Origin of the sequence: Pseudomonas simiae (assembly GCF_900111895.1) — a bacterium.
Classification (GTDB): domain Bacteria; phylum Pseudomonadota; class Gammaproteobacteria; order Pseudomonadales; family Pseudomonadaceae; genus Aquipseudomonas; species Aquipseudomonas simiae.
Genome location: NZ_FOKB01000009.1, coordinates 225,375 through 245,895, shown reverse-complemented (window position 1 = coordinate 245,895; position 20,521 = coordinate 225,375). Strand labels below are relative to the sequence as shown.

Genomic DNA, 20,521 nt, shown 5'->3' with positions numbered 1-20,521 from the left:
TGTGCCCGAGTGTTACGGCGCTGTCAGGCGATTGGCCCGCGCGGATAGCGTTTGAGCATCGCCAGCAGCTCTGCCCCAGGGATTGGCCGGTCAAACAGGTAGCCTTGGCCCACATCGCAACGGTGGCGGCGCAGGAACGCCAGTTGTTCGGCGGTCTCGATGCCTTCGGCCACCACCTTGAGCTTAAGGTTGTGGGCCATGGCGATCACCGCGGAGGTGATTTCCATGTCGTCCTGGTTGTCCGGGATTTCGTGGATGAAGCTGCGATCGATCTTGATGATGTCGATGGGGAATTTTTTCAAGTAACTCAGCGACGAGTAACCGGTGCCGAAGTCGTCCATGGCCAGGGTCAGGCCAAGGCTTTTCAATTGATCAAGCTGCAGGCGTGTGTCTTCGGTGGCTTCCAGCAGCAGGCCTTCGGTCAGTTCCAGCTCCAGCAGGTTGGCCGGCAGTTGTTCTTCCTTGAGGATGCTGGCAATCGAGGCCACCAGGTCCGGGTCGGAGAACTGTTTGGGTGACAAGTTGATTGCCACCTGCAAGTTGCCCATGCCGCTGGCGCTCAGTTGCTTGCTCATGCGACAGGCCTGGCGGGCGATCCATTTGCCGATGGGGATGATCAGGCCGGTCTCTTCCGCCACGCTGATAAATTGGTCGGGGCGGATCATGCCCTTTTCCGGGTGGTTCCAGCGCAGCAGCGCTTCCATGCCGAGCAGGCGGCCGCTGCGCAGGCACAGCTTGGGCTGGTAAAACACGTCCAGCTCATTCTGGGTGAGGGCGCGACGCAGGTTGTTCTCCACGAACAGCTTGTAGCTGGCCTCGGCGTTCAGTGCTTCGGTAAACACTTGGACCTGATGCTTGCCGTTGGCCTTGGCCTTGTGCAGGGCGAGGCCGGCGTTGCGCATCAGGGTCTGCGGGTCGCGGCCATGCAGCGGTGCGCAGGCCAGGCCCACGGAGCCGGTGACGCTGATCAGCTGATTGTCGACAAACATCGGTTTGTCGAGCGTCGCCAGCAACTGACTGGCCACCTGCTGGCCGCTCTCCAGATCGGTGTCGTCGAGCAGCACCGCGAACTCGTTACTGGCAAACCGCGCCAGGCTGCCGCCGGTACTCAGGCTGTTACGCAAGCGGCGCGCCAGGCTGATCAGCAGCTTGTCGCCGGTCTGGTGACCAAGACTGTCGTTGATGCGCTTGAAGTTGTCGATGTCCACCAGCAACAGGCTGATCGGACTGTCACTGTCACGGGCGAAGCGCTCGTCGAGGTTGCGGATGAACGCCGGGCGGTTGCCCAGGTTGGTCAGGTTGTCGGTGTAGGCCAGACGCTCGATGCGCTGCTGGGCCAGCTTGGTCTGGGTGATGTCTTCGTAGATGCCGATGTAGTGGGTCAACTCGCGGTTGTCGCCATACACTTTGGAAATCGACAACTGGCCCCAGTAGGGTTCGAGGTTTTTACGGCGGCTTTTGAATTCACCCTGCCAGCTGTTGCTCTTGGCCAGGCTCGACGGTGCGTCGAACAGCAACTCACTGAGGTTCTCCAGCGCCGGCAACTGGGCCAGGCGGTGGCCGTGGACCTCCTCGGCGCTGTATTGGGTGATCGCGGTAAAGCTTGGGTTGACGTACTCGACCACGCCGTCGCAATTGACCAGCAGAAAGGCGTTGGCGCTTTGTTCCACGGCGCGCTGGAACAGGTGCAGCGCGCTGGTTGCCGTCCGACGGTTGTGGTTGTTGATGACTTGCGCGAACTGATCGGCCAGCTCGCCGGCGAAGGCAATTTCATCGGCTTGCCAGGCGCGGGTGCTACCGCTTTGCTCTAGGCACAGTACGCCCACGACATGGCCGTCGACGCGAATGCTGGCGTCAAGCATGGCGTGGATGTCTTTGTCGCGCAGGCTGTCGGCCATTTCCCGAGTGCGTGGGTCGCGCATCGCGTTGGTGGCGTCGATCGCCCGGCTGCTGTGCAGGGCTTCCAGGTAGTCCGGGAAGCAGCTGGCATCGATGGATTCGGGCAGGTGGTGTTGCCCGTCGGCGCGGTGGTAGGCCGAAATCGGCACCAGGCGCTGGCCTTCGAGGTTCCAGATGCTGGCGCAGTCGATCTGGTAGATGTCACAGGCACTGCGGGTAATCAGCTCGGCGGCTTCTTGCAGCGAATTGGGGGTGGTGTAGCGCTGACGGGCCAGCAGCAGAATCAACTCTTGCTGGGCGCGCACCCGCTCCAGATGCTGCAGTTGTTCCTGTTGGGCGCGCTGGTTGAGCTCCAGGGCGATCTGCAGGCGGCTATTCTGGTTCTCCAGGTCTGCCGTGGGGGCCGCGGTGGGAATCTCGCTGAACAAGCCATCGACCACCATCAGGTAGCCGCGCAGCAGATGGCGATTGTGTTGCTTATAGGCTTCGCCCATTTCCAGCAGGCTCAGCGGCCCGTCGCTGGTGTGCAGGGTATAGCGCACCAGGTAATGAGGGCTCTGGGTCAGTTGCTGCTGGATGGTGTCGTGCAGTTGATAGCGCGCCTGGGGCTCCATCAGGCTGGCGTAAGGCGTGCCGATCAAGGCACACAATTCGACCGCCGAAAGGCCGAATTGGCGTTCGCAATTGGGGTCGAGGTAAAGAAGGGCCCAGCTTGCCTCATTAAGCCGCTCGAAACGCAGCATACCGAGGCGCGAAGGCACCGGTAACTGCGTCACTACCTCGGCCGCCATACGGGCGACATCGGGTTGGCTTTTCATGGGGGAAACTCACTTGAAATTACGCGCACTGCGCCGGGCTCACGCCCTCTTTTCTGCTGCCTGCGGCAAGGTTGCATCATGCGGCGCGGGCTGACAAGAGAGGATGAAGGCTAAGTGCTATAAGGGGGTTATCGGCCGCGAGAGGGATTTCTGCAATCGAGGTGATGGAAGGTGTACAAACCTGTTTTGTGTGTCCAGCTTCCTGCGGGAAAACAGGCAAAAAAAGCCCCGCCAAGTGGCGGGGTTGAGGTGCGAGCGTGGCGCTCGAAAATCGTTGCAGCCAGGCCTCCTCGGTGAAGAGGAGGCCATGGCGGCTTACAGCAGGATAGTGCGGATATCGTTCAGCAGTTGGCTCAGACGCTGGGTGAAGCGTGCAGCTGCGGCGCCGTTGATCACGCGGTGATCGTAGGACAGCGACAGTGGCAGCATCAGCTTCGGCTGGAACGCTTTACCGTCCCACACAGGCTGGATGGTTGCCTTGGACACACCTAGGATCGCCACTTCCGGCGCGTTGACGATTGGCGTGAAGCCAGTGCCGCCAATGTGACCGAGGCTGGAGATGGTGAAGCACGCGCCCTGCATGTCGTCCGGGGTGAGCTTCTTGTCGCGGGCCTTGGCAGCCAGTGCAGCGGCTTCGGCAGCGAGTTGCAGCAGGCTCTTCTGGTCAACGTTCTTGATGACCGGCACCAGCAGGCCATCCGGGGTGTCGACCGCGAAACCGATGTGCACGTACTTCTTGCGGATGATCGCCTTGCCGCTTGGCGCCAGCGAAGCGTTGAAGTCCGGCAGTTCCTTGAGCAGGTGCGCGCAGGCCTTGAGCAGCAGTGGCAGCACGGTCAGTTTCACGCCGGCCTTCTCGGCCACGGCTTTCTGCGCAACGCGGAAAGCTTCCAGGTCGGTGATGTCGGCCTGGTCGAACTGAGTCACGTGCGGGATGTTCAGCCAGCTCGCGTGCAGACCGGCCGCGCCGATTTGCATCAGGCGGGTCATCGGCACTTCTTCGATTTCGCCGAAGCGGCTGAAGTCCACGGTACGGATCGGCGGAATGCCCGAACCACCGGTAGCGCCACCAGCAGCCGGCGCTTCCTTGGCCTTCTGCATCATGGCCTTGACGTAAACCTGCACGTCTTCCTTCAGCACGCGACCGTGAGGGCCGGTGGCCGACACAGCGCTCAGCTCAACGCCGAACTCACGGGCCAGTTGACGCACGGCAGGACCGGCGTGAACCTTGGCACCGCTTGGCGCAGGAGCGGCAGCAGCAGGGGCCGGAGCGGCCTCGGCTTTGGCAGCAGGCGCAGGGGTGGCAGCAGCCGGAGCAGCTTCAGCCTTGGCGGCCGGAGCGGCTGCCGGTGCTGGAGCGGCAGCAGGTGCAGCGCCTTGTACTTTCAGCTTGAGGATGAAGTCGCCAGTGCCGACTTCGTCTTCCAGCTTGACCGCGATGCTTTCCACTACGCCGGCAGCCGGCGAAGGGATTTCCATGGAGGCCTTGTCGGACTCCAGGGTGATCAGCGACTGGTCGGCTTCGACGGTGTCGCCGACCTTGACCAGCAGCTCGATGATCTTGGCCTTGCCCGACGAGCCGATGTCCGGGACGTGAATGTCCTGGACGGTGGCGGCGGCAGGTGCAGCGGCCGGGGCTGGAGCAGCCTCGGCAGCAGCAGGCTTTTCAGCAGCAGGGGCGGGTGCAGCAGCGGCAGCAGGCGACGCCGCAGGGGCCGCGTCAGCGGCACCTTCGATTTCCAGTTCCAGCAGTTCGTCGCCTTCTTTCAGGCGATCGCCCAGCTTCACTTTCAGGCTCTTGACCACGCCGGCCTTGGGAGCAGGGATTTCCATGCTCGCCTTGTCCGATTCCAGGGTCAGGATGCTCTGGTCGGCTTCGACGGTGTCGCCGACCTTCACAAACAGCTCGATTACTTCACCTTCACCGCTGCCGATGTCAGGTACGCGAATGAGTTCGCTCACAAAAAATCTCCTCAGCAGTCCAGTGGGTTGCGTTTTTCCGGGTTGATCCCGAACTTGACGATAGCGTCTGCTACCACCTTAGGTTCGATCTCACCGCGGTCAGCCAAGGCTTCCAGGGCTGCCAACACCACGAAGTGACGGTCGACTTCGAAGAAGTGACGCAGCTTCTTGCGGCTGTCACTGCGGCCGAAACCGTCGGTGCCCAGGACTTTGAATTCCTTGGACGGGACCCACTGGCGAATTTGTTCAGCAAACAGTTTCATGTAGTCGGTCGAAGCGATCACCGGGCCTTTACGGCCGGTCAGGCACTCTTCAACGAAGGTGCGCTGTGGCTTCTGGCCAGGGTGCAGGCGGTTGTGACGCTCTACGGCCAGGCCATCGCGACGCAGTTCGTTGAAGCTGGTCACGCTCCATACGTCAGCGCCGACGTTGAACTCGTCACGCAGGATCTTAGCCGCTTCACGCACTTCGCGCAGGATGGTGCCGGAGCCCATCAGCTGTACGTGGTGCGCCGCTTCCTTGGTGTCTTCTTCGAGCAGGTACATGCCCTTGATGATGCCTTCCTCGACACCGGCCGGCATGGCTGGCTGCTGGTAGGACTCGTTCATCACGGTGATGTAGTAGAAAACGTCCTGCTGCTCTTCGGTCATCTTCTTCATGCCGTCCTGGATGATCACCGCCAGCTCGTAGCCGTAGGTTGGATCAAAGGTGCGGCAGTTCGGGATGGTGGCAGCCAGGATGTGGCTGTGACCGTCTTCGTGTTGCAGGCCTTCGCCGTTCAGTGTGGTCCGGCCGGCGGTACCGCCGATCAGGAAGCCACGGGTACGGCTGTCGCCTGCTGCCCAGGCCAGGTCGCCGATACGCTGGAAGCCGAACATCGAGTAGAAGATGTAGAACGGCAGCATCGGCTGGTTGTGGCTGGAGTACGAAGTACCGGCAGCGATGAAGGAGCTCATGGCGCCCGCTTCGTTGATGCCTTCTTCGAGGATCTGGCCCTTCTTGTCTTCCTTGTAGAACATCACCTGGTCTTTATCGACTGGCTCGTAGAGCTGGCCGACGGAGGAGTAGATGCCCAACTGACGGAACATGCCTTCCATACCGAAGGTACGGGCTTCGTCCGGGATGATCGGTACGATGCGCGGGCCGATGTCCTTGTCCTTGACCAGCTGCGCGAGGATCCGCACGAAGGCCATGGTGGTGGAGATTTCACGGTCGCCCGAGCCGTCGAGGATAGCCTTGAGGGTGCTCAGGTCTGGCGTCGGTACGCTGAAGCTGTTGGCGCGACGCTGAGGCACGAAACCACCCAGTGCGGCGCGGCGCTCAGCCAGGTAACGGGCTTCGGCGCTGTTCGGCTCTGGCTTGAAGAACGGCAGGTTCTCCAGCTCTTCGTCCTTGACCGGGATGTCGAAGCGGTCGCGGAACAACTTCAGGCTGTCGACGTCGACTTTCTTGGTGTTGTGCGCAGTGTTCTTCGCTTCGCCGGCACCGGTGCCATAACCCTTGATGGTCTTGGCGAGGATGACGGTTGGTTGTTCTTTATGGTTGACCGCTTCGTGGTACGCCGCGTAGACCTTGTACGGGTCGTGGCCGCCACGGTTGAGCTTCCAGATCTCGTCGTCGGACAGGTCGGCAACCATCGCCTTGAGTTCAGGCGTGTTGAAGAAGTGTTCACGCACGAACGCGCCGTCTTTGGCTTTGTAGTTCTGGTACTCGCCGTCGATGACTTCGTCCATGCGACGTTGCAGGATACCGTCGACGTCCTTGGCCAGCAGTGGGTCCCAGAAGCGGCCCCAGATGACTTTGGTCACGTTCCACTGAGCACCGCGGAACACGCCTTCAAGTTCCTGGATGATCTTGCCGTTGCCGCGAACCGGGCCGTCGAGGCGCTGCAGGTTGCAGTTGATGACGAAGATCAGGTTGTCCAGCTTCTCGCGGCCGGCCAGGGAGATGGCGCCCAAGGATTCCGGCTCGTCACACTCGCCATCACCCAGGAAACACCAGACTTTCTGCTTGCCTTCCGGGATGAAGCCACGGGCTTCCAGGTACTTCATGAAACGTGCCTGGTAGATCGCCTGGATTGGGCCCAGACCCATGGACACCGTCGGGAACTGCCAGAAATCAGGCATCAGCCAAGGGTGCGGGTACGACGACAGGCCGTTACCGTCCACTTCCTGGCGGAAGTTGTTCATGTGTTCTTCGCTGATGCGGCCTTCCATGAACGCACGGGCGTAGACGCCTGGCGAGGTGTGGCCCTGGAAGTAGATCAGGTCGCCGCCGTGTTCGTCGGTCGGGGCCTGGAAGAAGTAGTTGAAGCCGATGTCATACAGGGTTGCGCTGGAGGCGAAGCTGGAGATGTGACCGCCCAGGTCCGAATCTTTCAAGTTCGTGCGCATTACCATCGCCATGGCGTTCCAGCGTACCAGCGAGCGAATGCGGCGTTCCATGAACAGGTCGCCAGGCATGCGTGCTTCGTGGGTAACAGGAATGGTGTTGCGGTATGGCGTAGTGATGGCGTAAGGCAGTTGCGAGCCGCTGCGGGTCGCGAGTTCGCCCATACGGGTCATCAGGTAGTGAGCACGGTCTTCGCCTTCTTTGTCGAGAACCGATTCCAGGGCGTCCAGCCATTCCTGGGTTTCGACGGGATCGAGGTCTTGCATGGCTTGCTCCAGGGCGGAAAGGCTACCAGAATCGGTTGCCTGAAGTTTGCGACTGGCCTTGTGGGCAGACGACATAAATTCTTGGATGGCCGAAGGTTGCTTCGGCGTCCTGTAGTTTTACTACAAATCGTCGGCCATTTCAGCCTTTCGAATGTATATACGAGTAGTAAAACTACACAAGACTGAGCGTATGGCTCGGTCTGGCTGGTGAGCATAATCGTTATTGTTGATCTTTTGCGAACAAGAAAAGGTGAAAGTTTGATGTTGGCTGCCAAAATGAAATTAATTTCAGCTATTTCTAACCTTTGTTCGACAGTCCTTCATAGAGCGTGGTTCTTACGTTCACACCTACACGCCCTTTACGCGCCGATCAAGGATAGACCATGAGCCTTCCAACACTGGCCGAACTGCCAGCCATTCTCTTGCCAAAAGCCCGGCGGGCCGAGCAGTCATTTTGTGACGCAGTGGCCGCGCTGGACGACGATCATGGACTTTCTGCGTGGACGCCGCAACGGTGGGCCGACTTCGCCCGCGTGTGCGCGGCCAGTGATTTCGTCATTGAACAGAGTGTTCGTGACCCTTTGATGTTGTTGGAGCTGGTGGCCTGGGGCGAGTTGGACCGTGGTTTTGCGCCCGGTGAGTTGTGCGGTCAGATCGCTGGTGCGGTGCAACAAGCCGAAACAGAAGATGAGTTGGGCCGCGTGCTGCGTCGTCAGCGTACGCGCCAGCAAGTGCGCATCATCTGGCGCGACCTGACTCGCCAGGCGGACCTGGTGCAGACCTGCCGCGACCTCTCCGACATGGCTGACGCCAGCATCGATCAGGCCTACCAGTGGCTGTACCAGCGTCATTGCGTTCAGTTCGGCACGCCCACTGGTCGGCGCAGCGGCGAGCCGCAGCAGATGGTGATCCTCGGCATGGGCAAGCTCGGCGCGGTCGAGTTGAACCTGTCGTCGGATATCGACCTGATCTTCGCCTACCCCGAGGGTGGCGAGACCGTTGGCGTCAAGCGCGCCCTGGATAACCAGGAGTTTTTTATCCGTCTTGGTCAAAAACTGATCAAGGCCCTCGACCCGATGACCGTCGACGGTTTCGTGTTCCGCGTCGATATGCGCCTGCGCCCTTACGGTTCGGCCGGTGCGCTGGTGCTCAGCTTCAACGCGCTGGAGCAGTATTACCAGGACCAGGGCCGTGACTGGGAACGCTACGCCATGATCAAGGCGCGCGTCGTCGCTGGCGACCAGGTTGCCGGTGCGCAGTTGCTGGAAATGTTGCGACCCTTCGTTTATCGCCGCTATCTGGACTTCTCCGCCATCGAAGCGCTGCGCACCATGAAGCAGTTGATCCAGCAGGAGGTGCGGCGCAAAGGCATGGCCGACAACATCAAGCTGGGTTCGGGCGGCATCCGCGAAGTGGAGTTCATCGCCCAGGCCTTCCAACTGATCCACGGCGGTCGTGACTTGAGCTTGCAGCAGCGACCCTTACTCAAGGTGCTCGGCACCCTGGAAGGCCAGGGCTACCTGCCGCCGGCGGTGATCGCCGAATTGCGCAATGGCTACGAATTCCTGCGTTACACCGAGCACGCGATCCAGGCGATTGCCGACCGGCAGACGCAAATGCTTCCGGACAGCCCGGAAGACCAGGCGCGCATTGCCTTTATGCTGGGCTTTGCCGACTGGGCCTCGTTCCACGAGTGCCTGATGTATTGGCGCGCTCGGGTGGACTGGCATTTCCGCCAAGTGATCGCTGATCCTGACGAAGAAGAGGGCGAAGAAAGCGAATTGGTCGTGGGTGGTGAGTGGTTGCCGCTGTGGGAAGAATCCCAAGATGAAGAGGCTGCCTGCCGCCAATTGGCCGAAGGTGGTTTTGCCGACGCAACCAAGGCCCTCAAGGCGTTGGCCGGCCTGCGCAACAGCCCGCAACTGCGTGCCATGCAGCGTTTGGGGCGTGAGCGGCTGGATGCGTTCATTCCGCGCCTGCTGGCCCAAGCGGTCGAACACGCCAACCCGGACTTGGTGCTGGAGCGCGTGCTGCCATTGGTCGAAGCCGTCGCCCGGCGTTCCGCTTACCTGGTGTTGCTCACGGAAAACCCCGACGCCCTGCGTCGGCTGTTGACCCTGTGCGCCGCCAGCCCGTGGATCGCCGAGCAGATCACGCGTTTCCCGCTGCTGCTCGACGAGTTGCTCAACGAAGGCCGTCTGTTCAAGCCGCCGCTGGCGCCCGAGTTGGCCGCCGAACTGCGTGAGCGTTTGACGCGCATTCCCGAAGATGACCTTGAGCAACAAATGGAAGCCCTGCGTCACTTCAAGCTGGCCCACCGCCTGCGCGTGGCCGCCTCGGAAATCGCCGGCAGCCTGCCGCTGATGAAAGTCAGTGACTACCTCACCTGGCTCGCCGAGGCGATCCTTGAACAAGTGCTGGCCCTGGCCTGGCGCCAGACTGTCGCGCGCCACGGCTCGCCGCAGCGCTTGGACGGCACCCTGTGCGATCCTGGGTTCATCATTGTCGGTTATGGGAAAGTTGGCGGGATCGAACTGGGGCATGGTTCGGACCTGGATTTGGTGTTTATCCACGATGGCGATCCGCAGGCGGAAACCGATGGCGCCAAGCCGATCGACGGTGCGCAGTTTTTCACACGCCTGGGCCAGCGCATCATCCATCTGCTGACCACGCAGACCAACTCCGGCCAGTTGTATGAGGTGGATATGCGGCTGCGACCTTCCGGCGCGTCCGGGCTGTTGGTCAGTTCGCTGGGCGCATTTGCGCGTTATCAACAAAATGAAGCCTGGACTTGGGAGCATCAGGCCTTGATCCGCGCTCGGGTGCTGGTCGGCAGCCAGGATGTGGGTCAGGCATTCGAGCAGGTACGGGCTAACGTGTTGGGGCAGGCGCGGGACCTGACGAAGCTGCGCCAGGAGGTCAGCGAGATGCGCGCCAAGATGCGTGACAACCTGGGCACCAAGACCACGGCGGCCGGCACCGGCGCCAATGCCTTTGAGGCCACGGCGGCGTTCGACCTCAAGCAGGACGCCGGAGGTATCGTCGATATTGAATTTATGGTGCAATACGCGGCTTTGGCGTGGTCTGCGCAACATCCATCGTTGCTGCGCTATACCGACAATATCCGCATTCTGGAAGGCCTGGAGCAGGTGGGTTTGATGCCCGCCGCCGATGCCCATCTGCTGCGCGAGGTGTATAAGGCCTACCGTTCGGCTGCGCATCGCCAGGCCTTGCAAAATGAGGCCGGTACGGTGGCCGGGGATCAGTTCGCCGACGAACGGCGCCAGGTGATGCGTATCTGGCAGGAGCTGGGGTTGAGCTGAAACACTATTAGGGCGGGGAGGCATAAGCCTCCCCGCATCGTTTGTGGAAACTACATGAATATTCTGATCGTTGGGCCCAGTTGGGTCGGTGACATGGTGATGGCGCAGACACTGTTTCAGTGTCTGCGCATGCGCTACCCGGACTGCCAGATTGACGTGCTCGCCCCTGAGTGGAGCCGGCCGATCCTCGAACGCATGCCCGAAGTGCGCAAGGCCTTGAGCTTCCCGCTCGGCCATGGCGCCCTGGAGCTGGCGACCCGCCGTCGTATCGGTAAATCCCTGGCGGGCGAATACGACCAGGCGATCCTGTTGCCCAACTCACTCAAATCGGCGTTGGTGCCGTATTTCGCCGGTATTCCCAAGCGCACCGGCTGGCGTGGCGAGTTCCGCTACGTGCTGCTCAACGACGTGCGTACGCTAGACAAGGCCCGCTACCCGCTGATGATCGAGCGCTTCATGGCCCTGGCTTACGAGCCGGGGGCCGAGTTGCCCACGCCGTATCCGCGTCCGAGCCTGCAGATTGACCCCGTGAGCCGTGATGCCGCCCTGGCCAAGTTCGGCCTGACGCTGGACCGTCCGGTCCTGGCGCTGTGCCCTGGGGCCGAATTTGGCGAGTCCAAGCGCTGGCCGTCGGAGCACTACGCCAAGGTCGCCGAAGCCAAGATCCGTGAAGGCTGGCAGGTCTGGCTGTTTGGTTCGAAGAAGGACCATCCGGTGGGTGAGGACATTCGCCAGCGCCTGATTCCTGGCCTGCGTGAAGAGGCGGTCAACCTCAGTGGTGACACGTCCCTGGCCGAAGCCATCGACCTGCTGTCCTGCGCCGATTCGGTGGTGTCCAACGACTCCGGCCTGATGCACGTCGCCGCCGCGCTGAACCGCCCGCTGGTGGCGGTGTACGGCTCCACATCGCCGGGTTTCACCCCGCCGTTGGCCGACAAGGTCGAAGTGGTGCGCCTGGGCCTGGAATGCAGCCCGTGTTTTGATCGCACCTGCCGTTTTGGTCACTACAACTGCATGCGCCAGTTGCTGCCGCAGCCGGTGAACGAAGCCTTGCAGCGGTTGCAGGGCTCTGCGGTCGAGGTCCGATAGTTTGCGCGTACTGGTAATCAAGACCTCATCCCTGGGCGACGTGATTCATGCCTTGCCGGCCCTGACCGATGCAGCGCGGGCGATCCCGGGCATTCGATTCGACTGGGTGGTGGAAGAAGGCTTCGCCGAGATTCCCACTTGGCACCCTGCGGTGGACAAAGTGATCCCGGTAGCGATCCGCCGCTGGCGCAAGAACATCTGGCAGACCATCAAAAGTGGCGAATGGCGGCGTTTCAAGCAGCAAGTCCAGTCGACCAAATATGACTTGGTGATCGATGCCCAGGGCCTGCTGAAAAGCGCCTGGCTGACCCGTTACGTGCGCGCGCCAATCGCCGGTTTCGACAAGAATTCCGCGCGCGAGCCGATGGCTGCACGTTTCTACTCCCGACGCCTCGCCGTGGCGCGTGGGCAACACGCGGTGGAGCGTCTGCGCCAGTTATTCGCCGTGGCGCTCGGTTATGACTTGCCCAAAGGTCTGGGCGACTACGGCCTGAGCACTGAAAAGCTCCTGGGCCTGCCGCCGAAGAAACCTTTTGTGCTGCTGCTGCATGGCACCACCTGGGACACCAAGCACTGGCCCGAAGCCTACTGGCGCGAGCTGGCCGAGCGCATGGGGCGCCTGGGTGTGGAGGTGAAATTGCCTTGGGGCAACGCCGCCGAAAAAGCCCGCGCCGAACGCCTGGCCCAAGGCCTGCAACACGCCGAAGTGCTGCCCAAATTGAACCTGGCCGGCGTCGCTCGCGTACTGGCCAGCGCCCGCGCCTGCGTGGCGGTGGACACTGGTCTCGGCCACCTGGCCGCCGCGCTGGATGTACCGACCATTTCCCTGTTCGGCCCGACTAACCCCGGCCTCACCGGCGCCTATGGCAAGGGCCAGATTCACCTGGCCAGCGACTTCCCCTGCGCGCCGTGCCTGCAAAAGCAATGTACCTATCAACCGACGGCCGACGACCTGCGTCGGTTCGACATCAAGCGCGAGTCGCCCCTGTGCTTCACGCGCCTGAACCCTGAGCGTGTGGCAAGCCGACTGAGCACGTTGTTATTGGCTGAGGAGCTGCACTGATGCAACTGGCTTTTGTGCTGTACAAGTATTTCCCCTTCGGTGGCCTGCAGCGCGACTTCATGCGCATCGCCCTGGAGTGCCAGCAGCGCGGCCACCAGATTCGTGTCTATACGCTGATCTGGGAGGGCGACATCCCGCCCGGTTTCGAAGTGCTGGTGGCGCCGGTCAAGGCGTTCTTCAACCATCGGCGCAATGAGAAACTCAGCGCATGGATGGAGGCCGACCTGGCCAAGCGCCCCGTGGACCGTCTGATCGGCTTCAACAAAATGCCCGGCCTGGATGTGTACTACGCCGCCGACGGCTGCTTTGAAGACAAGGCACAGAACCTGCGCCACTCGCTGTACCGCTATTTTGGTCGCTACAAGCACTTTGCCGACTACGAGCGTGCAGTGTTCGCCAAGGACGCCAAGACTGAAGTCCTGATGATCTCCGAAGTGCAGCAGCCGTTGTTCATCAAGCATTACGACACGCCGCTGGAACGCTTCCACCTGCTGCCGCCGGGCATTGCCCAGGACCGCCGCGCACCGCCGAATGCCGCCGAGATTCGCGAGGGTTTCCGCCAGGAGTTCAACCTGGGCGATGACGATTTGCTGCTGGTGCAAATCGGCTCGGGCTTCAAGACCAAGGGCGTCGACCGCAGCCTCAAGGCCGTGGCCGCATTGCCGTCTGAGCTGAAAAAACGCACGCGCCTGTTTGTAATCGGCCAGGACGACCCCAAGGTATTCCAACTGCAAAGCGCGACGCTGGGGCTGGGGGACAATGTGCAGTTTCTCAAGGGCCGCAGCGATATCCCGCGTTTCCTGCTGGGCGCCGACCTGTTGATCCATCCGGCGTACAACGAAAATACCGGCACCGTATTGCTTGAGGCCCTGGTGGCCGGGCTGCCGGTGTTGGTCTCGGCCGTGTGTGGGTATGCTCACTACATCGCTGAAGCTGACAGCGGCCTGGTGCTGGATGAGCCGTTTGAACAAACGCAGCTCAACACGTACCTGGCGAAGATGCTCACCGACACTGCACAGCGCGCGGCCTGGAGCCGCAATGGTTTGGCCTTCGCTGAGACGGCCGACCTTTACAGCATGCCGCAGCACGCTGCGGATGTGATCCTGGCGGAGCCAAAACGATGAAGTTGATTCTTGCCGAACCGTTCAAGACGTTATGGGCCGGGCTTGATGCCTTTGCCGAAGTCGAGAAACTGCAAGGCGAAGTATTCCGTGAGCTGGCGGCGCGTCGCACCCTGCGTACCGTGGTGGATGGCCGTCCGTATTTCGTCAAGATCCACCGTGGCATCGGCTGGGGCGAGATCTTCAAGAACCTGATCACCGCCAAGCTGCCGGTGCTGGGCGCGGGCCTTGAGTGGGCGGCGATTCATCGCCTGCAGGAACTCGGCGTGCCAACCATGACCGGCGTCGCCTTCGGCGAAAAGGGCAGCAACCCGGCAGACCAGCACTCGTTCATCATCACCGAAGAGCTGGCGCCGACCCTCAGCCTGGAAGATGTGACTATCAATTGGGTTGCCGAGCCTCCGGCGCCTGCGCTGCGTCACGCCCTCACGGCGGAGCTTGCTCGCATGGTCGGCGACATGCACCGTGGCGGCGTGAACCACCGCGACTGCTACCTGTGCCACTTCCTGCTGGACACTGCCAAACCCATCGATGCGAAGAACATCAAGCTGTCGGTGATCGACCTGCACCGCGCCCAACTGCGTGCGCACTTGCCGTTGCGCTGGCGCGACAAGGACCTCTCCGCGCTGTATTACTCGGCGCTGGAAATCGGCCTGACCCGTCGCGACAAACTGCGCTTTCTCAAGGGTTACTTCCGCCAGCCGCTGCGCCAGATCCTGGCCGAGCACTCGGCGTCGTTGAGCCTGATGCAACGCAAGGCCGACAAGCTGTATGCACGCAAACAGCGCCTCGGGGATGCAATCTGATGGCGGGTTGGAACCTGGAACCGGTTTACGCCCACCTGGCGGATGATTTTGGCAGCCTCGAAGCGGTGTTCGCCCTGCAGGGCGAGCGGCTGACCCGTGATCCACTGTCGGAAGTGATCCGTGTGGAGCGGGGCGGGGTCAATTACTACGTCAAGCGCTACACCGGTGCGGGCAAGGGGTTGCGGCGTTACCTGGGCAAGCCTCGGGTCAAGTCCGAATGGCAGAACCTCAAGCGATTCGCCAAATGGGGCATCCCCACCGCCGATGTGGTCGCCTGGGGGCTGGAGCGCAAAGGCCTGGCCTACGACCGTGGGGCGATGATCACCCGCGAGTTGCCGAAGACCGAAGACCTTTCGGTACTGGCCGAGCGCAATGATGCGCGCCTGCACGACCCGAAGTGGGTCAACGCGGTGAGTCGCCAACTCGCCGAGTACACGCGCACCATGCACGAACATCGCTTTACCCATAACGATTTGAAGTGGCGCAACCTGCTGATCGATGATCAGGCCACCCTGTACCTGATCGATTGCCCCAATGGTGATTTCTGGCGCGGGTTCTGGCTCAAGTACCGCATCACCAAAGACCTGGCGTGCCTGGACAAGGTGGCCAAGTATCACCTGTCTGCCACCCAGCGCCTGCGGTTCTACATACAGTACCGTCAGTGCCGGCACCTGAGTGCATCGGATAAAGAGCGGATTCGCCACGTGGTGAAGTTTTTCGAGGGACGCGAATGAGTGATTTCCTGGCGGTTGAAGACCGTGCGCTGCTGGAGCGCCACGGCCTATCGACGTTCGACGCCTTGTGGGCCAAACAACTGGACGCGGTGGATGAACCCAATACCAGTCGCGGAGGTTGGAGCAGCGTGTTTCGCCTTGAACTCGACGGCCAGGGTTACTACCTCAAGCGCCAGAGCAATTACCTGACGCGCAGCTTGCACCGTCCTTTTGGCGAGCCGAGTTTCTCCCGTGAATTCCGCAATATCAGCCGTTACCGCAAGCTTGGCATTCCGGCCTTGCAAGCGGCGTTCTACGGCGAGCGCAAAGTCGATGGCGAACACCGCGCGATGCTGCTCACCCGCGCCCTGGACGGCTGGAATGACTTGGATTCGTTGCTGGAACAATGGGCGCAACTGAGCGACGCCCAGCACCGTGCGATCCTGCTGGCTTGCGGTCAGCTTGCTCGTCGGTTGCACAGCGTTGGCCAAGTGCATGGCTGTTTCTATCCCAAGCATATTTTCCTGCAGGCCACCGGCGACGGGTATGCCGCGCAGTTGATCGACCTGGAGAAAACCCGCCCGTTGCTGTTCGGCTGGCGTGATCGGGTCAAGGATCTGGAGCCGCTGTTGCGTCGTGCGCCGCAGTGGTCTGATGAGCAAGTGCGCCAATTGCTGGCCGCCTATCTCGACCAGCCGGAAGACAGCGCGCTGGTCGGCACCTGGCTGCAGAAGTTGACCGCCCGCCGCAGCCACAAGGAAAACCGTTGATGCGTTTGTCCGAGCTGAAAACCGCCGGCCGTACCCCGGACTTGCCCCTGACCCTCGAACTGGCCGATGCGGCGGGCCCTGGTCAGTTGCAACTGCTGAGCCTGTTGCGCGTGTTGCCAGGCGAGCGCTATGTGGGCGCGGCCGTCTGGCGTGGCCGTCCGGTGTTGGCCAAGTTACTGGTGGGCAGCAAGGCAGCACGGCACTTTCAGCGTGAGCTCAGCGGCGTACGCCTATTGGCCGAGCAGGGGCTGACCACACCGTTGTTGCTGGCGGACGGCTTGCGGGAAGGCGAGGGCGGCTGGTTGCTATTCGAATTCATCGAGGGCGCCGAAAGCCTGGCCGATGCCTGGCAGGCTGTCGAACACTTGCCGCCGCTGGCCGATGAGCAAACCGCGGTGCTCGCCGAAGCGTTGGGCGCGATTGCGCAGATGCACACCCAAGGCCTGTGGCAGGAAGACCTGCACCTGGACAACCTGCTGCGCAAGGACGGCAAGCTGTACTTGATCGATGGCGCCGGCATTCGCGTCGAAGAGGCTGGCAAGCCACTGTCGCGTAACCGCGTGCTGGAAAACCTCGGGGTGTTTTTCGCCCAGTTGCCGAAAAATCTCGAACCGTTCACCGAAGAACTGCTCGTGTACTACCTGCTGAGCAATGGCGAACACGCCCTGCCCCTGGAAGCCCTGGAAAAACAGGTGCGCAAGGTCAGCGTCTGGCGCCTCAAGGACTTTTTGAACAAGGTCGGCCGCGAGTGCACGTTGTTCAGCGTGGTGCGTGGCGCCTTTGCCTTGCGCGCGATTCGGCGCGAAGAAGAGTCCGCGATGCTGCCGGTGCTGGCGCAGGCGGATGCGTTACTCGACCAGGGCCACCTGTACAAGACCGGTGGTGCGGCCAGTGTGGCCAAGGTCGAAGTGGCCGGCCGGCCGCTGGTGATCAAGCGCTACAACATCAAGGGCTTCGCCCATTGGCTCAAGCGCTTCTGGCGCCCGAGCCGCGCCTGGCATTCCTGGCGCGAAGGCAATCGCCTGGCCTTCCTCGGCATCGCCACGCCCAAGCCGCTGGCGGTGCTGGAAAAACGCTTCTTCTGGCTGCGTAGCCGTGCGTACCTGATCACCGAGTACCTGCCGGGGCCGGACATCATCGAACGCTTCGCGCCGTACGTTGAAAACGGTGACGCACCGGAAAGCGAACTGCAGGCGCTGGATCACCTGTTCGCTGAACTGATCCGCGAGCGCATCAGCCATGGCGATTTCAAGGGGCATAACCTGTTCTGGGACGAGGATCGCTGGTCGCTGATCGACCTGGATGCCATGTGCCAACACGCCTCCGACGCCAGCTTTGCCTCAGCGTATGCCAAGGATCGTGCGCGGTTTATGCGTAACTGGCCGTCGGAGAGTGCGTTGTACAAACTCATCGATCAGCGCTTGCCAGCTCAGGTCTGATCGCGGTCAAAATGTGGGAGCGGGCTTGCCCGCGAATAGGGTGTGTCAGTTAGTACATGTGTTGCTGACCTAACGCATTCGCAGGCAAGCCAGCTCCCACATGAGCCTTGTGGTGGTTTTAGAACTGGTACTCGGCACCAGCACCGGCGTACCACGAGCGGCCAGGAGCGGCTTCGTAGTAACGGTTGTTGCCATCGCCGACGATCACCGAGCCGACGTACTGGCGGTCGAGCAAGTTGTCCAGACGCAGGGTCTGGTGGAAGGTCCAGTGTTCGACTTTCTGCTCAAAACGTGCGCGCCAGTTAAAGATGCTGTAGGCCGGCGCGGCACGTTGGCTGTTGGTGTCTTCGACATAGACCTTGCTGCGGTACAGGCCTTCGATGGCGGTGCTGACCCAGTCCCGGGGTTTCCAGTTCAGCTCGGCGAACAGCGTGGTTTGCGGCACGCCGGGCAGGTAGTTGCCCTTGTCGACGGCGGTGCTGCCGCCGCTGACGAAGTCGCTGTCGTAGGTGGCTTGCAGGCGGGTGTAGGCGAGGTTGGTGGTCCAGTGGTCGCTGAGTTGGCTTTCGATGCCCAGTTCGAAGCCGCGGCGCAGGGTGCGGCCGGCGTTTTGGTAGCTGGTACGGCCGTCTTTGGATTGAGCGACCACCAACTCATCTTCTGTGGTGATCTGGAATACGGCTGCATTGATCCTAGTGTTCTTCACCTGGGCCTTTAACCCCACTTCGTACTGGGTGCTTTCTGACGGTTTCAGACCGAAGTTGAACCCTTCGACGCTGCCCGGCGCGTAGGCCAATTCGGCCTGGGTCGGCGTTTCGAAGCCTTTGCCGGCGCTGACATAGCCGCGCAACTGCGGGGTAAAGGCGTACATCACGCTCATCGATGGCGTGTTTTTCTGATAAGTCTTGTTGCCGCTGGCGTCACCGTTGCTCAGAAATTGATCATCGACGTCCAGTTCCATCGTGCTATGCCGCACGCCGGCTTGCAGGGTCCAGCGGTCCAGGGCCCAGTTGGCCTGGATGTAAGGGTCGAGGCTGCGGGCAGTGTCGATTTCATCGCGGCGTAGTTGGCCTTTCACGCCGAGGGTGTTGCCGTTGTAGTTTTTGTAGCCGTGGCGACTGTCCTCGCTCTGGTCGAAGTCCAGGCCGGTGATGATCATCAGCTCACCCGGTGCGCGTTCGATAGGCTGCATCCAGCGCACGCTGCCGCCGTAGAACTTGCGGTCAAATTGCACCACGCCGCCGCCGCGTTCGTTGGCTGGCGTGCCTTTTGGGATCGACAGATACTGAATCACACTCCGCCGCCCCGTATACGCATTCACCTGCAACGTCGCATCGCCGAGGTAGCGCTCGTAATTCATGCCCAATTGCTGATGGTCGATACTTTTTCGCGTGTTGTAGGTCAGTGCATTGGCACTTACCGAACGCGGATCGGCCTTATACCCTGCCCAAGTCTGGCCGAGTGGGTCCTGCGTGCCGTTCTGTTCCAGGCTGCTGTAAATCAGGGCGAGTTTGCTGTCGTCATCCGGCTGGAAGTTGAGCTTGGCAAAGGTCTGGTCGCGTCGCGCACTGCTGTGGTCGCGGTAACCATTGGTGTCCATGCGCGAGGCGTCGAGCACGAAGCCGGCACCGTTGGCGGCGCCTTCAGCAGTCAGGTGGTTTTTGTTCAGTCCGTCGCTGCCAACCAGGGTTTCGGCGCCGATGCGCGGTGGGCCTTCGCCGTCGCGGGAGAACATCTGGATCACGCCGCCGGCATTGCTGCCATACAGAGTGGCGGCAGGGCCGCGCAGCACTTCAATGCGTTCGGCTGTATCGAGGTTGAACGTGGCCGCCTGACCCTGGCCGTCCGGGGTGCTGGCGGGAATACCGTCGGCAATCAGCTTGATACCGCGCACGCCGAATGCCGAACGGGCGCCGAAGCCACGGGAGGAGATCTGCAGGTCCTGGGCATAGTTCTGGCGGTTCTGCACGACCAGGCCGGGCACGCGGGACAGGGCTTCGGAGGCGTTGATGCCGAGCTGGCCGTCACTGATTTGTTCGCGGCTGACGCCGTCCACCGAGTAAGGCAGGTCGAACGTCGGGCTGGCGCTGCGCGAACCGGTGACGACGCTGGGGTCGAGGGTCAACGAGCCGTCATCGGCCAGTGCGCTGGAGCACAGGCCCAGCAGTAACAGGGCAAGGCGAGTGGGGGCGGTTGTGTTCATGGAAAGGCCGGGTCCGTGGCGCAACGCGTCAGTAAGTGGCGTAGGCGCAAAAAAAAGCGCGAGTTTAACGGCTACCTCCCTCGTTTACCGAATTTCTGACACGTCAGGGATATGGGAAGGTTCCTACGCATATTAACGTTGTCGGGAGGCTGTGAAGGGCGGTGTGCGATGGTAGGTTTTTGGTCCCTCTACAGGATGAGCGACTTATGAAACCTAACGTTGCAGGGTTATTGGCATTGCTGGGTGTATGTTTGATAGTGGCCGGTTGCGGCACAATGACCACGGTGCTGCGTGAAGACCGTGTCACGGTCCAGTCGCTCAAAGCGAAAAAAACCTACTGCCAGTCGGTTCCGCGTGTCTACAGCGGCGTGTCTTATGATTTGTGCGTGCTGCATGCACCCCCCAGCTCAGGAAGTGGGCTTTCCTTGAACGATGTTCCATGGCCTTATCTCGATGTGGCTGTATCCGCTGTCCTGGATACACTCTTCTTGCCCTATACCGTCTACCGGCAGAGTGCCGACGGCAGTATTGAGCTTCGCTAGCCGCTTGCCGCTAACAGTTTCCTGCTGCTTTTACGCTATAATCCCGCCCTTTAGCTGTTTCCTGCCCAGGCGGGAAGCACACTTTTTTCAGGCGCACCCCGCCTGTATGCAGACTA

13 protein-coding genes are annotated in these 20,521 nt (G+C 61.4%); 9 read left to right on the top strand and 4 right to left on the bottom strand.

Features of this window, described 5'->3' with window-relative positions; translation table 11 throughout:
- Window positions 1-23: 23 nt before the first annotated feature.
- The 3 genes from BMZ57_RS24605 to aceE form a co-directional block, all read right to left on the bottom strand.
- Complete coding sequence (locus BMZ57_RS24605) at window positions 24-2,717, bottom strand: putative bifunctional diguanylate cyclase/phosphodiesterase (protein WP_010213691.1); 2,694 nt, start codon at window positions 2,715-2,717, stop codon at window positions 24-26.
- Between the two features lie 315 nt (window positions 2,718-3,032).
- Window positions 3,033-4,679 carry a dihydrolipoyllysine-residue acetyltransferase gene (aceF, locus tag BMZ57_RS24600; RefSeq protein ID WP_044286531.1) on the bottom strand — a complete coding sequence of 549 codons (1,647 nt, stop codon included), beginning with the start codon at window positions 4,677-4,679 and terminating at the stop codon, window positions 3,033-3,035.
- An 11-nt stretch (window positions 4,680-4,690) separates the two neighbouring features.
- The gene (gene aceE, locus BMZ57_RS24595; protein ID WP_010213689.1) at window positions 4,691-7,336 is read right to left on the bottom strand and encodes a pyruvate dehydrogenase (acetyl-transferring), homodimeric type; all 2,646 of its coding nucleotides are present in this window, start codon (window positions 7,334-7,336) and stop codon (window positions 4,691-4,693) included.
- Window positions 7,337-7,719: 383 nt separating this feature from the next.
- Here aceE and glnE point away from each other — a divergent pair, with 383 nt between their 5' ends.
- Genes glnE through BMZ57_RS24555 form a run of 8 tightly spaced genes read left to right on the top strand, consistent with a single transcriptional unit; the run spans window position 7,720 to window position 17,660 of the window.
- The gene (glnE, locus tag BMZ57_RS24590; protein WP_069672812.1) at window positions 7,720-10,659 is read left to right on the top strand and encodes a bifunctional [glutamate--ammonia ligase]-adenylyl-L-tyrosine phosphorylase/[glutamate--ammonia-ligase] adenylyltransferase; all 2,940 of its coding nucleotides are present in this window, start codon (window positions 7,720-7,722) and stop codon (window positions 10,657-10,659) included.
- A gap of 54 nt (window positions 10,660-10,713) precedes the next feature.
- On the top strand, window positions 10,714-11,748 hold the full coding sequence (waaF, locus tag BMZ57_RS24585) for a lipopolysaccharide heptosyltransferase II (RefSeq protein ID WP_044286536.1): 1,035 nt from the start codon (window positions 10,714-10,716) through the stop codon (window positions 11,746-11,748).
- Between the two features lies 1 nt (window position 11,749).
- The gene (waaC, locus tag BMZ57_RS24580) at window positions 11,750-12,811 is read left to right on the top strand and encodes a lipopolysaccharide heptosyltransferase I (RefSeq protein ID WP_042571374.1); all 1,062 of its coding nucleotides are present in this window, start codon (window positions 11,750-11,752) and stop codon (window positions 12,809-12,811) included.
- A complete protein-coding gene (locus tag BMZ57_RS24575) occupies window positions 12,811-13,935 on the top strand; it encodes a glycosyltransferase family 4 protein (protein WP_010213684.1) in 1,125 nt (374 codons plus the stop codon). The genes waaC and BMZ57_RS24575 overlap by 1 nt, the downstream gene beginning before the upstream one ends.
- Window positions 13,932-14,738, top strand: a complete 807-nt coding sequence (rfaP, locus tag BMZ57_RS24570) for a lipopolysaccharide core heptose(I) kinase RfaP (RefSeq protein WP_010213682.1) — start codon at window positions 13,932-13,934, stop codon at window positions 14,736-14,738. Before BMZ57_RS24575 ends, rfaP begins: the two co-directional genes overlap by 4 nt.
- Window positions 14,738-15,472, top strand: coding sequence for a lipopolysaccharide kinase InaA family protein (locus tag BMZ57_RS24565; RefSeq protein ID WP_010213681.1), 735 nt, complete (start codon window positions 14,738-14,740; stop codon window positions 15,470-15,472). Before rfaP ends, BMZ57_RS24565 begins: the two co-directional genes overlap by 1 nt.
- Window positions 15,469-16,221: a lipopolysaccharide kinase InaA family protein gene (locus BMZ57_RS24560; protein ID WP_069672811.1), complete on the top strand. Its 753-nt coding sequence runs from the start codon at window positions 15,469-15,471 to the stop codon at window positions 16,219-16,221. Before BMZ57_RS24565 ends, BMZ57_RS24560 begins: the two co-directional genes overlap by 4 nt.
- A complete protein-coding gene (locus BMZ57_RS24555; RefSeq protein WP_069672810.1) occupies window positions 16,221-17,660 on the top strand; it encodes a lipopolysaccharide kinase InaA family protein in 1,440 nt (479 codons plus the stop codon). Before BMZ57_RS24560 ends, BMZ57_RS24555 begins: the two co-directional genes overlap by 1 nt.
- A 118-nt stretch (window positions 17,661-17,778) precedes the next feature.
- Here the strand turns inward: BMZ57_RS24555 and BMZ57_RS24550 are convergent, their stop codons facing one another.
- A complete protein-coding gene (locus BMZ57_RS24550) occupies window positions 17,779-19,863 on the bottom strand; it encodes a TonB-dependent receptor family protein (protein WP_069672809.1) in 2,085 nt (694 codons plus the stop codon).
- Window positions 19,864-20,069: 206 nt separating this feature from the next.
- Here BMZ57_RS24550 and BMZ57_RS24545 point away from each other — a divergent pair, with 206 nt between their 5' ends.
- Window positions 20,070-20,405 (top strand): YceK/YidQ family lipoprotein, encoded by a 336-nt coding sequence (locus BMZ57_RS24545; protein WP_010213675.1) that lies wholly within the window; start codon window positions 20,070-20,072, stop codon window positions 20,403-20,405.
- The last annotated feature ends 116 nt before the right edge of the window (window positions 20,406-20,521 follow it).

Bases quoted from the DNA above. Each gene is read 5' to 3' on its own strand.
- BMZ57_RS24550 (WP_069672809.1), bottom strand. From the start codon at position 19,863: ATGAACACAACCGCCCCCACTCGCCTTGCCCTGTTACTGCTGGGCCTG.
- BMZ57_RS24575 (WP_010213684.1), top strand. From the start codon at position 12,811: ATGCAACTGGCTTTTGTGCTGTACAAGTATTTCCCCTTCGGTGGCCTG.
- BMZ57_RS24560 (WP_069672811.1), top strand. From the start codon at position 15,469: ATGAGTGATTTCCTGGCGGTTGAAGACCGTGCGCTGCTGGAGCGCCAC.
- BMZ57_RS24605 (WP_010213691.1), bottom strand. From the start codon at position 2,717: ATGAAAAGCCAACCCGATGTCGCCCGTATGGCGGCCGAGGTAGTGACG.
- waaF (WP_044286536.1), top strand. From the start codon at position 10,714: ATGAATATTCTGATCGTTGGGCCCAGTTGGGTCGGTGACATGGTGATG.
- BMZ57_RS24565 (WP_010213681.1), top strand. From the start codon at position 14,738: ATGGCGGGTTGGAACCTGGAACCGGTTTACGCCCACCTGGCGGATGAT.
- rfaP (WP_010213682.1), top strand. From the start codon at position 13,932: ATGAAGTTGATTCTTGCCGAACCGTTCAAGACGTTATGGGCCGGGCTT.
- glnE (WP_069672812.1), top strand. From the start codon at position 7,720: ATGAGCCTTCCAACACTGGCCGAACTGCCAGCCATTCTCTTGCCAAAA.
- aceE (WP_010213689.1), bottom strand. From the start codon at position 7,336: ATGCAAGACCTCGATCCCGTCGAAACCCAGGAATGGCTGGACGCCCTG.
- BMZ57_RS24545 (WP_010213675.1), top strand. From the start codon at position 20,070: ATGAAACCTAACGTTGCAGGGTTATTGGCATTGCTGGGTGTATGTTTG.
- BMZ57_RS24555 (WP_069672810.1), top strand. From the start codon at position 16,221: ATGCGTTTGTCCGAGCTGAAAACCGCCGGCCGTACCCCGGACTTGCCC.